The sequence below is a fragment of the Rhodococcus pseudokoreensis genome (assembly GCF_017068395.1).
Classification (GTDB): domain Bacteria; phylum Actinomycetota; class Actinomycetes; order Mycobacteriales; family Mycobacteriaceae; genus Rhodococcus_F; species Rhodococcus_F pseudokoreensis.
In genome coordinates, this window is record NZ_CP070619.1 from 5,886,051 (window position 1) to 5,900,048 (window position 13,998).

General features: G+C 68.3%; 10 protein-coding genes. All 10 read left to right on the forward strand.

The genetic code is table 11. The features are described from left to right. Positions 1-18 precede the first annotated feature (18 nt). The 10 genes from JWS13_RS32060 (at position 19) to aceE (ending at position 13,997) form a co-directional block, all read left to right on the forward strand. Complete coding sequence (locus JWS13_RS32060) at positions 19-840, forward strand: hydroxypyruvate isomerase family protein (protein ID WP_206009341.1); 822 nt, start codon at positions 19-21, stop codon at positions 838-840. Between the two features lie 37 nt (positions 841-877). After that, positions 878-1,762: a 2-hydroxy-3-oxopropionate reductase gene (locus tag JWS13_RS32065; RefSeq protein WP_206009342.1), complete on the forward strand. Its 885-nt coding sequence runs from the start codon at positions 878-880 to the stop codon at positions 1,760-1,762. A gap of 36 nt (positions 1,763-1,798) precedes the next feature. Further along, positions 1,799-3,604: a glyoxylate carboligase gene (gene gcl, locus JWS13_RS32070; RefSeq protein WP_206009343.1), complete on the forward strand. Its 1,806-nt coding sequence runs from the start codon at positions 1,799-1,801 to the stop codon at positions 3,602-3,604. 8 nt (positions 3,605-3,612) lie between these two features. After that, positions 3,613-4,764 carry a glycerate kinase gene (locus JWS13_RS32075; protein WP_206009344.1) on the forward strand — a complete coding sequence of 384 codons (1,152 nt, stop codon included), beginning with the start codon at positions 3,613-3,615 and terminating at the stop codon, positions 4,762-4,764. Further along, complete coding sequence (alc, locus tag JWS13_RS32080) at positions 4,761-5,816, forward strand: allantoicase (protein WP_206009345.1); 1,056 nt, start codon at positions 4,761-4,763, stop codon at positions 5,814-5,816. The genes JWS13_RS32075 and alc overlap by 4 nt, the downstream gene beginning before the upstream one ends. Before the next feature lie 44 nt (positions 5,817-5,860). Continuing rightward, complete coding sequence (locus tag JWS13_RS32085) at positions 5,861-7,258, forward strand: NAD-dependent malic enzyme (RefSeq protein WP_206009346.1); 1,398 nt, start codon at positions 5,861-5,863, stop codon at positions 7,256-7,258. Then, entirely contained in the window at positions 7,251-8,594 is a 1,344-nt protein-coding gene (gene allB, locus JWS13_RS32090) for an allantoinase AllB (RefSeq protein WP_206009347.1), read from the forward strand. Before JWS13_RS32085 ends, allB begins: the two co-directional genes overlap by 8 nt. A 207-nt stretch (positions 8,595-8,801) precedes the next feature. Beyond that, the gene (locus tag JWS13_RS32095; protein WP_206009348.1) at positions 8,802-10,325 is read left to right on the forward strand and encodes an NCS1 family nucleobase:cation symporter-1; all 1,524 of its coding nucleotides are present in this window, start codon (positions 8,802-8,804) and stop codon (positions 10,323-10,325) included. A 12-nt stretch (positions 10,326-10,337) separates the two neighbouring features. Further along, complete coding sequence (locus tag JWS13_RS32100) at positions 10,338-11,063, forward strand: aspartate/glutamate racemase family protein (RefSeq protein WP_206009349.1); 726 nt, start codon at positions 10,338-10,340, stop codon at positions 11,061-11,063. A gap of 60 nt (positions 11,064-11,123) precedes the next feature. Further along, a complete protein-coding gene (aceE, locus tag JWS13_RS32105) occupies positions 11,124-13,997 on the forward strand; it encodes a pyruvate dehydrogenase (acetyl-transferring), homodimeric type (RefSeq protein WP_206009350.1) in 2,874 nt (957 codons plus the stop codon). The last annotated feature ends 1 nt before the right edge of the window (position 13,998 follow it).

Below are 13,998 nucleotides of genomic sequence, written 5' to 3' on the forward strand. Positions count from 1 at the left end.
AAAGCGAAAGAACAGCCGATGGACAACATTGCCTACACCCTGAACTGCTCGATCCTGCTGACCGACGTGCCGCTCCTGCAGCGCCCGCAGGCCGCCCGGGACGCCGGATTCGACGCCGTCGAATTCTGGTGGCCGTTCGACACCGCCGTACCGAAGGACAGCGACGTCGATGCCTTCGTGGCCGCGATCGGGAACGCCGGAGTGCAGCTCACCGGATTGAACTTCGCGGCGGGCAACATGCCGGCGGGGGATCGCGGACTGCTGTCCGACCCGGCGCAGGCGTCGGCGTTCCGCGACAACATCGACGTCACCGTCGGTATCGGAGAACGGCTGGGCACCAAAGCTTTCAACGCCCTGTATGGTAATCGTATCGACGGCACGGATCCGAAGATCCAGGACGACACGGCCACCGAGAACCTCGCCCAGGCGGGCAAGGCGGCAGATCGTATCGGTGCGGTCGTGCTCGTCGAACCGGTCAGCGGCACACCGGCGTACCCGCTGAAGACCGCGGCCGAGGCGATCGCCGTGATCGACCGGGTGAAGGCCGAGCACGGTGTCGATTCGCTCCGGCTCCTCGCGGACCTCTACCACCTCGAGGTCAACGGCGACGACGTCGGCGCCGCGATCGACACCTACGCCGACCGGATCGGGCACGTGCAGATCGCGGACGCGCCGGGCCGCGGCGAACCCGGCACCGGAACCCTCGACATCGACGGCTACCTGAAGCGACTGGCCGGGCACGGCTACCGCGGCTACGTCGGCCTCGAATACAAGGCGACACGGCCCGACACGTTCGACTGGCTGCCCCGCGAGCAGCGCGCGACCCGCGCCGGCCGCTGACACCCACCACCACACTTCGACGGAATCGAGGAGACTCGTGAGCACAATCGCATTCATCGGACTCGGAATCATGGGCAGCCCCATGGCCGTTCATCTCACCAAGGCCGGCCACCAGGTGGTCGGATACAACCGCTCGCCCGAGCGCACCTCGGCACTCGTCGAGGCCGGGGGCACCGCGGCCGACTCCATCGCCAAGGCCGTCGCCGGTGCCGACGTCGTCGCCGTCATGGTCCCCGACTCGCCGGACGTCCAGGCCGTACTCGCCGGTGAGGACGGTGTGTTCGCGCATGCCCCGGCTGGCGCCCTGATCATCGACTTCTCCAGCATCCGGCCCGACGTCACCACCGCACTCGCCGCGCAGGCGGCCGAGCGTGGCTTCCGGCTGATCGACGCCCCGGTTTCGGGTGGTGAGGCAGGCGCGAAGAACGCGGCCCTGTCGATCATGGTCGGCGGTAAGGACGAGGACTTCGCCGCCGCGAAGCCGATCCTCGACGTCGTCGGGAAGACCGTGGTCCGCGTGGGCCCGAACGGCTCCGGGCAGACGGTGAAGGCCGCGAACCAGTTGATCGTCGCCGGCAACATCCAACTCCTCGCCGAGGCGATCATCTTCCTCGAGGCCTACGGCGTCGACACCGCGGCCGCCGTCGAGGTACTCGGTGGCGGGCTGGCCGGATCGGCCGTCCTCAACCAGAAGGCGCAGAAGATGCTGGACCGGTCGTTCGAACCCGGATTCCGCATCGACCTGCACCACAAGGACCTCGGCATCGTGACCAGCGCCGCCCGTGAGGCCGGTGTCGTGACACCCCTCGGCGCCGTCGTCGCCCAGCTGATGGCCTCCGCCCGTGCGAACGGCGATGGCGGCCTCGACCATTCGGGCCTGCTGCGCGGAGTGGAGCGGCTGTCCGGCCGCCCCTCCCAGTAACCCGATCCAACTCGTAATCCTCGATGGAGAAGTGATATGCCTCGTATGCGCGCCGCTGACGCAGCGGTCAAGATTCTGGAACTCGAAGGCGCCACCCAGGCGTTCGGCCTCCCCGGTGCGGCGATCAACCCGTTCTACTCGGCCATGCGTGACCACGGCGGGATCAAGCACGTCCTCGCCCGCCACGTCGAGGGTGCCTCGCACATGGCCGAGGGATTCACCCGCGCCAAGGCCGGGAACATCGGGATCTGCATCGGCACCTCCGGACCCGCAGGCACCGACATGATCACCGGCCTGTACTCGGCGATGGCGGACTCGATCCCGATCCTCGCGATCACCGGTCAGGCCCCGGTCGCGCGCCTGCACAAGGAAGACTTCCAGGCCGTCGACATCGCGTCGATCGCGGGTCCGGTCACGAAGATGGCGATGACGGTGCTCGAACCGGCCCAGGTTCCGGGCGCGTTCGCGCAGGCATTTCACCTGATGCGGTCCGGTCGGCCGGGGCCGGTGCTCATCGACCTGCCGATCGACGTGCAGTTGGCGGAGATCGAGTTCGATCCCGATACGTACCAGCCGCTGCCCGTGTACAAGCCGGCCGCGTCCCGTGCGCAGGCGGAGAAGGCGCTCGACATGCTGGGCGCCGCCGAGCGCCCGCTGATCGTCGCGGGCGGCGGCATCATCAACGCCGACGCCGCGGACCTGCTCGTGGAATTGGCCGAACTGCTGGACGTTCCGGTGGTGCCGACACTGATGGGCTGGGGCACGATCCCGGACGACCACCGTCTCGCCGCCGGCATGGTCGGACTGCAGACCGCGCACCGGTACGGCAACGCCACCATGCTGGCATCCGACTTCGTCCTCGGCATCGGCAACCGCTGGGCCAACCGGCACACGGGTGGCCTCGACACCTACCGCAAGGGACGCAAGTTCGTTCACGTCGACATCGAGCCCACCCAGATCGGTCGCGTGTTCGCGCCCGACTACGGGATCGTCTCCGACGCGAAGGCGGCGCTGGAACTGTTCGTCGCCGTCGCGAAGGAGCGCAAGGCCGCGGGAACGCTGGCAGACCGCAGCACGTGGGTGGAGGACTGCGCCACCCGGAAGCGGACCATGCAGCGCAAGACCCACTTCGACGACGTGCCCGTCAAACCGCAGCGGGTGTACGAGGAGATGAACCGCGTCTTCGGCCGCGACACGAGGTACGTCAGTACGATCGGGCTCTCGCAGATCGCCGGCGGCCAGTTCCTGCACGTCTACAAGGCGCGCAACTGGATCAACTGCGGGCAGGCGGGCCCGCTCGGCTGGACGATCCCGGCCGCACTGGGAGTTGTTGCCGCGGAGCCGGAGACGTCGGTGGTGGCGCTGTCGGGCGACTACGACTTCCAGTTCATGATCGAAGAACTGGCGGTGGGCGCGCAGTTCAACCTGCCGTACATCCACGTGGTGGTGAACAACTCCTACCTGGGACTGATCCGTCAGGCGCAGCGCGCGTTCGACATGGACTTCTGCGTGCAACTGGGCTTCGACAACATCAACACCCAGGAGCGCAGCGAGCACGAGACGCTGCCCGCGGTGCCGAAGGGGTACGGCGTCGACCACGTCAAGGTCGCCGAAGGCCTGGGCTGCAAGGCGCTGCGGGTCACCGAGCCCGGCGAGATCGCCGGCGCCCTCGAGAAGGCCCGTGAACTCGCCCGCGAGCACAAGGTCCCGGTGGTGGTCGAGGTCTTCCTCGAGCGGGTCACCAACATCGCGATGGGCACCGAACTCGACAACGTCGCGGAGTTCGAGGATCTGGCGGAGAGCTGGGAGCACGCGCCCACAGCCCTCATGCTGCTGGACTAGGGGACACCGTGACACGTGTACTGGTCGCACCCGACAAGTTCAAGGGGTCCCTCACCGCAGCGGAAGTCGCGGACGCTCTGGCCGACGGGCTCGCCGCCGGTGCTCCGTCCTGGGTGATCGATCGCGTTCCGGTGGCGGACGGCGGCGACGGCACGGTCGCGGCCGCGGTCGCCGCGGGGTGGACCCCGGTACCGGTCGACACGACGGGACCGACGGGGCTGCCCGTGACCTCGTCGTACGCGGTGCGGGGTTCGACCGCGGTGGTGGAGCTGGCGTCGGCGGTGGGCCTGGTCCTGCTCCCCGGCGGCGCTCCGGACCCTCTGGGCGCCAGTACATTCGGACTCGGCACCGTCGTCAGGCACGCACTGGAGGGGGGAGCCCGCGAGATCATCGTCGGTCTCGGGGGCAGCGCGTCAACCGACGGCGGTGCCGGCTTGTTGCAGGCTCTCGGCGTGCGTGTTCTCGACGCCGACGGCAGGGACGTCGCACCGGGCGGGGCGGCACTGCGCCACGCCGCCCGGGTCGACCTCACCGGCCTGCACCCGGCGGCGCGGGCGGCGCATTTCCGGCTCGCCTGCGACGTCGACAACCCGCTCCTCGGCCCGAGCGGCGCCACCGCCGTGTACGCGGGCCAGAAGGGCGCGGCGGCCGGACAATTCGTCGTTCTCGAGGACGCGATGACCCGGTGGGCGCAGGTCGTGCGCGCCGCGACGGGCCGTGACGACACCCGGGCCGCGGGGGCGGGCGCCGCGGGCGGGGCGGCGTTCGGCGCGATCTCGGTTCTGGGTGCGGACATCCGGCCCGGCATCGACACGGTCCTCGGTCTCGTCGACTTCCGCGGGCGGCTCGCCGCCGCCGACCTCGTCATCACCGGCGAGGGGTCGCTGGACGCGCAGAGCCTGCACGGCAAGGCCCCGATCGGCGTCGCGACCGAGGCGCGGGCGGCGGGACTTCCCGTCCTCGCCGTCTGCGGTCGAAACCAGCTCAGCGACATGCAATTACACAGCTCCGGCATCTCCGCGGCCTACGCGCTCGCGGACCTGGAACCGGACCTTCACCGATCGATCGGACATGCCGCGGAACTCCTGCGCCGGATCGGCCGCACGATCGCCGCATCGTCCGACGAACTCGCAACACTCAGCACACGAGGAGAATCATGACTTCCGATTTCACTGTCCTGCCCGACCTCGCCTCCCGAGCCCTCGGCGGGAGTGTCTCCGCCGCCAACGACGAACTGTTCGCCCAGCGGGAGAACCTCATCAAGGCGGAGGCTCCGTTCTTCGATCCCGCGGACTTCGGGCACAAGGGCAAGGTCTACGACGGCTGGGAGACCCGTCGCCGCCGCGACGACGGCCACGACTACGCGATCGTCCGCCTCGGTTCCGCCGGCATCATCCACGGCGTCGTCGTGGACACCGCGTACTTCAAGGGCAACTACCCGCCCTTCGTCTCCATCGAGGCGGCGTCGATCGAGGGCTACCCCTCCATCGAGGACGTCATGAAGGCCGACTGGCAGACCATCGTCGAGAAGTCCCCGGCCGAGGGACACAAGGAGAACACGTATCCGGTCGCCGACCGGCACCGCTGGACGCACGTACGCCTCTCGATCTACCCCGACGGCGGCGTCGCGCGTCTGCGCGTACACGGTGAGGTCGTGCCCGACCCCCGGTTCCTGGACGGGACCGTGGACCTGCTGGCCGCGGAGAACGGTGGCCGCCTCGTCGGCTGCTCCGACGCGTTCTACGCCTCGCCCGCCAACATCATCCTTCCCGGCCGGGCCCGGAACATGGGGGAGGGCTGGGAGAACTCCCGGCGTCGCGGGGGCGGCAACGACTTCGCCGTGTTCTCGCTCGCCGCGGCGGGCCGTCCCCGGCACGTCGAGATCGACACCAGCTACTACGTGGGGAACGCGCCGGGCTGGGTGCGGCTGAGCACCGCCGACGCGCGCACCGCCGACATCGCGGACGAGGGCGCGTGGACCGAACTGCTGGCGCGCACCGCCGTGCAACCCGACACGCGGCACCGGTTCGTGCTGGACGCCGCCGCCGCGGCCACCCACCTGCGACTCGACGTCTACCCCGACGGTGGTCTGTCCCGGCTGCGGCTGTTCGGCGATCTCGACGAGACGGCACTGGCGGAGACGCGACGCACCTGGTGGGACGCGCTTCCGCAGACCCATCAGGCGCTCGTCGCCGATCAGGCGCCCCGCTGACCGAGCGCACTCCCTACTCCTTCGACGAACCCGAGGAAACACCCATGCCCAATCCCAGTCCCGGTTACTCCATCACCGTCCGCGTCACGGCCCCGGTCGGCGCGGGCACCACGTCGACCCTCGCGGGGGCGGTTGCCTCCGTGAAGGGCGCCATGACCGCGCTGGACGTGGTCGAGAGCCACCCCGACCACATGGTCATCGACGTGACCTGCGACGCGTCCGACGTCGAGCACGCCGAGCAGATCGCGTCCGCGATCGCAGACGTGCCCGGCGTCGTCGTGGGCAAGGTCAGCGACCGCACGTTCCTGCTCCACCTCGGCGGGAAACTCGAAGTGGTGCCGAAGGTTCCGCTCAAGCACCGCGACGACCTGTCCCGCGCGTACACCCCCGGTGTCGCCCGGGTCTGCACCGCGATCGCCGAGAACCCCGAGGACGTACGACGGCTGACGATCAAACGCAACACCGTGGCCGTCGTCTCCGACGGTTCGGCGGTGCTGGGGCTGGGCAACATCGGTGCCGCCGCGTCGATTCCCGTGATGGAGGGCAAGGCGGCGCTGTTCAAGCAGTTCGCGGACGTCGACGCGTGGCCGGTGTGCCTCGACACCCAGGACACGGACGCGATCGTCGAGATCGTCCGCGCGCTCGCCCCGGTGTACGGCGGAATCAACCTGGAGGACATCTCCGCCCCGCGTTGCTTCGAGATCGAGGCCCGGCTCCGCGAGATGCTGGATATCCCGGTGTTCCACGACGACCAGCACGGCACGGCCATCGTGGTCCTCGCCGCGCTGACCAACGCGCTGCGGGTGGTCGAGAAGAGCCTCGACACGGTGAAGATCGTGGTCTCCGGTGTCGGCGCCGCCGGGCACGCCATCATCCGCCTGCTGGTCGCGCAGGGTGCGACGAACATCGTGGCGTGCGGGCGGAACGGAATCCTCTCGCCCGACGACACGTCCGACTCGTTCCGCTCCTGGATCGCGAACAACACCAATCCCGAGGCCCGGTCCGGGTCGCTGCAGAACGCCCTGGCCGGCGCCGACGTGTTCATCGGTGTGTCGGCTCCGGACATCCTGACGGGGTCCGACATCGAGACGATGGCGGAGCGGTCGGTCGTGTTCGCGCTGGCCAACCCGGTGCCCGAGGTCGATCCCGTCGCGGCGGGCAAACACGCCGCCGTCGTCGCGACCGGCCGGTCCGACTCCCCGAACCAGATCAACAACGTGCTCGCATTCCCGGGTGTGTTCCGGGGTCTGCTCGACGCGCACGCCGTCGAGATCACCGACGACATGCTCATCGCCGCCGCCCGGGCGATCTCCGATTCGGTGTCCCCGTCGGAGCTCAACCCCACCTACATCGTGCCGAGCGTGTTCGACGCGGCCGTCGCCCCGGCCGTGGCGGCAGCGGTGCGTGGTGTCGCGGGCGCAGGTCGTGACGACGATGTCTGATCCGCTCGATCTGCTGTTCCGCGCCCCGCGGGTGATCACCGCGGCGGGGGAGGTCGCGCGCAGCGTGGGCGTGCGCGACGGCAGGATCGTCGTCATCGAACCGTTCGGTGCCCAACTCGACGCCGAGGTCGTCGTCGAACTGGGCGACGACGAGGTGCTGATACCGGGTCTCGTCGATACCCACGTGCACGTCAACGAGCCGGGCCGCACCGAATGGGAGGGTTTCGCGAGCGCGACCCGAGCGGCGGCCGCAGGCGGCGTGACCACGATCGTCGACATGCCGCTCAACAGCATCCCGCCGACCGTCGACGCCGCGGCGCTGGACGTCAAACGACGGGTCGCGTCCGATCAGGCGTACGTCGACGTCGGGTTCTGGGGTGGCGCCGTGCCGGGCAACGTCCCGGACCTGCGTGCCCTGCACGACGCGGGCGTGTTCGGGTTCAAGTGCTTCCTGCTGCACTCCGGCGTCGACGAGTTCCCGCCGTTGGATCCGGCGGAGCTCGAACTGGCGCTGAAGGAGATCGCGAGTTTCGGCGCGATGATGATCGTGCATGCGGAGGACGCACACGCGATCGACCGCGCGACGTCACCGGGCGGCGAGAACTATGCCGACTTCCTCGACTCGCGGCCGCGGGGCGCCGAGAATCTCGCCATCGCGGAGGTCATCGAGCTGGCGCGGTGGACCGGGTGCCGGGTGCACATCCTGCACCTGTCCAGCTCCGACGCGCTGCCGATGATCGCGTCGGCCCGCAAGGACGGCGTGAAACTCACGGTGGAGACGTGCCCGCACTACCTGTCGTTCGTCTCCGAGGAAATCCCCTCGGGAGCAACGCAATTCAAATGCTGCCCACCGATCCGTGAGGCCGGGAACCGGGAACTGCTGTGGCAGGGCCTCGCCGACGGCGTGATCGACTGCGTCGTCACCGACCACTCCCCGTGCACGGTCGACCTCAAACGATTCGACATCGGCGACTTCGGTGTCGCGTGGGGCGGCATCGCCTCGCTGCAGGTGTCGCTGTCCGCGGTGTGGTCGGAGGCCAAGCGGCGGGGACACAGCCTCAACGACGTGGTCCGGTGGATGGCGGAGAACCCCGCCGAGCAGGTCGGGCTGAACACGAAAGGGCATATCGCGCTCGGGTACGCGGCGGACTTCGCGGTGTTCGCGCCGGAGGAGGCCTTCGTCGTCGACGTGGCCGCCCTGCAGCACAAGAATCCCGTCTCCGCGTACGACCGGCGTGCCCTCGCCGGCGTCGTGCGCAGTACCTGGCTGGCCGGAAAACGGATCGACCTCGACGAGGCGCCCCGCGGACGGCTGCTCAGCCGCGGACTGGCCTGACCCTGCCGCGACCCCGCCCGTTGCCGCACTGGAATCGAAATATTCAGTGCGACAGCGGGTTTGTCGTGTTCGAGGCGGTGCGCGACCAAGATATATCCTGCGGAAATCATTGACCGGCCACTGTTGCCTGGCTCACACTTGGAGGGACCAATGGAACAAGCTTTCCGTGATACGGAAGTTCGTTCGCCGCCACGCAAGGACAGGCACATGCTCATAGACGACACAGTCTCGCGGCACACCACCACCGTCGACCACACTGCCGCCGCCGGCCGTCACACGACGACGAGTCCGAAGCTCTACAACGCGGACCTGGCACCGACGAAGGCCGCAGGCCGTCGCTGGGGTTCCTACAGCATCTTCACGCTGTGGACCAACGACGTACACAACATCGCCAACTACTCGTTCGCCATCGGCCTGTTCGCACTCGGGCTCGGCGGCGGCCACATGATCCTGTCGCTCATGATCGGCGCGGTCATCGTCTGCGTCGCCATGACCTACGCCGGATTCATGGGGCAGAAGACGGGCGTGCCCTTTCCCGTGATGAGCCGGATCAGCTTCGGCATCCGCGGCGCCCAGATACCGGCGGTCGTCCGCGCGATCATCGCGATCGTCTGGTTCGGAATCCAGACCTACCTCGCGTCGATCGTCTTCCGGATCTTCCTCGTCGCGGTGGCCCCGTCCCTCGGCCGCTTCGACCAGAACTCGATCCTCGGACTGTCCAGCCTCGGATGGATCTGCTTCATCGGGATCTGGGCCATTCAGATCGTCGTCCTCGTCTACGGGATGGAGGCCGTCCGCAAGTTCGAGAGCCTGGCGGGCCCGCTGATCCTGGTCACCGTCGGCTCCCTGGCACTGTGGATGCTGTTCCGCACCGACTTCTCCGTCGCCTGGGCATCCGACAAGCCCGCCTCGGGTGGGGAGATGTGGCGGCAGGTCTTCGCGGGCGCGGCCCTGTGGATGTCGATCTACGGCACCCTGATCCTCAACTTCTGCGACTTCTCGCGACGCTCCCCGTCCAAGACCGCCGTCGTGCGCGGCAACTTCTGGGGCCTGTTCGTCAACGTTCTCGCGTTCGCCGTCATCGCGTTCATCCTGTGCGGCGCCCAGTTCCAGATCGACGGGACGATCATCGACAGCCCCACCGACATCGTCGCGGCGATCCCGAACACCCTGTTCCTGTCGCTGGCCTGCCTCTCCCTCGTCATCGTCACGATGGCCGTCAACGTCATGGCGAACTTCGTCGCACCGTCGTACGTCCTGTCGAACCTCGCCCCCGAGAAGATCAGCTTCCGCAAGGCCGGCATCATCAGCGCCTGCATCGGCGTTGTCCTGCTGCCCTGGAACCTCTACGACAGCCCGGTGGTGATCAACTACTTTCTCGGTGGCCTCGGCGCCGTCCTCGGACCGCTGTTCGGCATCATCTTCGTCGACTACTGGTTCATCCGCCGCACGAAGGTCGACGTGCCCGCCCTCTACTCGGACAGCCCGACCGGAACCTACTACTACCGCAAGGGATTCAACCTGCGAGCGGTGTACGCCCTCGTACCCGCCGCCACCGTCAGCACCCTGTTCGCGATCGTCCCCGCCTTCCATCTTTTCGCCCCCTTCTCGTGGTTCATCGGAGCGGGCCTGGCGGCAGCCATCTACGCCGTCGTCGGCGACCGCACCCGGCAGTACGTGGACGTCTCCGGCGAGTCGATCGCCGTGGACAGCGGCCACGGCGACCACTGACAGGAGATTTCGATGCGCATTCTCGTCGTCAACGTCAACACCACCACGTCCATCACGGACGCCATCGCCAAGCAGGCCGAGGCCGCGGCAGCACCCGGAACCGAGATCGTCGGGCTCACACCGGAGATCGGTGCCGAATCCGTCGAAGGGAACTTCGAGAGCTATCTCGCCGCGATCGCGGTGATGGACCGGGTGCGGTCGTACCCCGAACCCTACGACGCGGTGATCCAGGCCGGATACGGCGAACACGGCCGGGAGGGTCTGCAGGAACTGCTCGACGTACCCGTCGTCGACATCACCGAGGCCTCCGCGAGCATCGCGATGATGCTGGGGCACAAGTACTCCGTGGTCACCACCCTCGACCGCACCGTCCCGCTCATCGAAGACCGGCTCCGCCTCGCCGGCCTCGACACCAAGTGCGCGAGCGTGCGTGCCAGCGGTCTGCCCGTCCTCGCACTGGAAACCGACCCCGAACGCACGATCGAGGCGATCGTCGACGAGGCCGAAGCGGCCGTGCGCGAAGACAAGGCCGAGGTGATCTGCCTCGGCTGCGGCGGCATGGCCGGACTCGACGACCGAATCCGCGAACGCACCGGCGTGCCGGTGGTCGACGGAGTCAGTGCCGCTGTGAAATTGGCGGAATCTCTTGTAGGGTTGGGACTCTCGACCTCGAAGGTGCGCACGTACGCGCCCCCGCGCCCCAAGCGGATCACGGGATGGCCGCTCGCGAAGCCCTAATCATGCACACCGCCCTCACCCCGGGCAGACACCCAGGCGCCCGACCCCGCGCCCGCAACGATGGAGTATCCCTTGCTCGAACAGTCCAGCACGTCCGCCGACCGCCCCCGCGCGGGCTCCCGCGTCATCCGTGAGGGTGTTGCGTCGTATCTGCCGGATATCGATCCGGATGAGACCACGGAGTGGTTGGAATCGTTCGATGGTTTGTTGGACCGGTCCGGTCCGACTCGTGCCCGGTATCTGATGTTGCGGATGCTCGAGCGGGCCGGGGAGAAGCACGTCGCGCTGCCGGCGTTGACGTCGACCGATTATGTGAACACCATCCCGACGGAGAACGAGCCGTGGTTCCCCGGTGATGAGGAGGTCGAGCGCCGGTACCGGGCGTTCATCCGGTGGAACGCGGCGGTGATGGTGACCCGCGCGCAGCGCCCCGGGGTCGGTGTCGGTGGCCACATCTCGACGTACGCGTCGTCGGCGGCCCTGTACGAGGTGGGGTTCAACCACTTCTTCCGCGGCAAGGACCACCCCGGTGGCGGCGATCAGATCTTCATCCAGGGCCACGCCTCCCCCGGCATCTACGCCCGCGCCTTCCTGGAGGGGCGGATCCCGGCGGAGCGGATGGACGGGTTCCGGCAGGAACACTCGCACGCCGACCAGGGCGGCGGGCTGCCGTCGTACCCGCACCCCCGCCTGCTCCCGGATTTCTGGGAGTTCCCGACCGTGTCGATGGGGTTGGGCCCGATGAACGCGATCTACCAGGCCCGGTTCAACCACTACCTGCACGACCGTGGCATCAAGGACACCGCCGACCAGCACGTGTGGGCGTTTTTGGGTGACGGCGAGATGGACGAACCCGAATCCCGCGGTCTCGCACATGTGGCGGCCACCGAAGGCCTCGACAATTTGACGTTCGTGGTGAACTGCAACCTGCAGCGCCTCGACGGCCCGGTCCGCGGCAACGGCAAGATCATCCAGGAGTTGGAGTCGTTCTTCCGCGGCGCCGGCTGGAACGTGATCAAGGTGGTCTGGGGCCGCGAGTGGGACGCCCTGCTGCACGCGGACCGCGACGGTGCCCTGGTGAACCTGATGAACGTCACCCCGGACGGGGACTACCAGACGTACAAGGCCAACGACGGCGGGTACGTGCGGGAGCACTTCTTCGGGAGGGACCCGCGGACCAAGGAACTGGTGGCGAACCTGTCCGATCAGGACATCTGGAACCTCAAACGCGGCGGCCACGACTACCGCAAGATCTACGCCGCCTACGCGGCGGCGATGGCGCACAAGGGTCAGCCGACGGTGATCCTGGCGCACACCATCAAGGGCTACACCCTGGGCAAGCACTTCGAGGGCCGCAACGCCACCCACCAGATGAAGAAGCTGACCCTCGACGATCTGAAGAATTTCCGGGATTTGCAGCGGATCCCGATCTCCGACGCCGAGTTGGAGAAGGACCCGAAGATGCCGCCGTACTACCACCCCGGCCCCGACGCCCCGGAGATCCAGTACATGCTGGACCGCCGCAAAGCCTTGGGTGGGTTCCTACCTGAGCGGCGGACCTCGCCGGCGCCGTTGCCGCAGCCGGCGGACTCCACCTACGACGTGGTCCGGAAGGGTTCCGGCAAGCAGCAGGTCGCGACCACCATGGCGTTGGTGCGGATCATGAAGGAGCTGCTGCGGGACAAGGAGATCGGGAAGCGGATCGTGCCGATCATCCCGGACGAGGCCCGCACCTTCGGGATGGACTCCTGGTTCCCCTCGCTCAAGATCTACAACCGCAACGGGCAGCTGTACACCGCGGTGGATGCGGAGCTGATGCTGGCGTACAAGGAGTCCGAGATCGGGCAGATCCTGCACGAGGGCATCAACGAGGCCGGCTCGACGGCCTCGTTCACCGCGGTCGGTACCTCCTACGCCACCCACGGTGAGCCGATGATCCCGCTGTACATCTTCTACTCGATGTTCGGGTTCCAGCGCACCGGCGACGGCCTGTGGGCGGCCGCGGATCAGATGGCCCGCGGCTTCGTGCTCGGTGCCACCGCCGGCCGCACCACCCTCACCGGCGAAGGGTTGCAGCACGCCGACGGGCACTCGCTGCTGCTGGCCTCGACCAACCCCGCCGCGGTGGCCTACGATCCGGCGTTCTCCTACGAGATCGCGCACATCGTCAAGGACGGACTGCGCCGCATGTACGGCGGCACCGAGGGTGTGGACGGGTTCGGTGGTGAGGACATCTTCTACTACATCACCCTCTACAACGAGCCCTACTCCCAGCCCGCCGAACCGGAGAACCTGAACGTCGAGGGCCTCCTCAAGGGCATGTACCTGTTCAAGAAGTCCGCGGCATCGGGCAGCTCCGCCCCATTGAACGGGCACTCCGCAGGCTCCGCGCAGTCCAACGGGCATTCCGCAGGCTCCACGCCCAGGGCCCAGATCCTGGTCTCCGGTGTCACCATGCCCGAGGGTCTGCGGGCGCAGGAACTGCTCGCCGACGAGTGGGGTGTGGCCGCCGACGTGTGGTCGGTCACCTCCTGGGGTGAACTGCGCCGCGAGGGCATCGAACGCGAACAGCAGGCGCTGCGGGATCCGGGCACCGACGCCCCGCTGCCGTATGTCACCCAGGCGCTGTCGGATGCGGCCGGCCCGTTCGTGGCGGCGTCGGACTGGATGCGCGCCGTCGCCGACCAGATCCGCCAGTGGGTGCCCGGGTCGTACACCACCCTCGGCACCGACGGGTTCGGGTTCTCCGACACCCGCCCCGCCGCCCGCCGGTACTTCAACGTCGACGCCGAATCCATCGTCGTCGCCGTCCTGTCCGCCCTCGCCGGCGAAGGCACCCTCGACCGCTCCAAGGCCGTCGAAGCCGCCACGAAGTACCGCATCGACGACGTCCGCGCCGCCGCCGTCTCCTACGCCGACACCGGCAGCGCCTAGA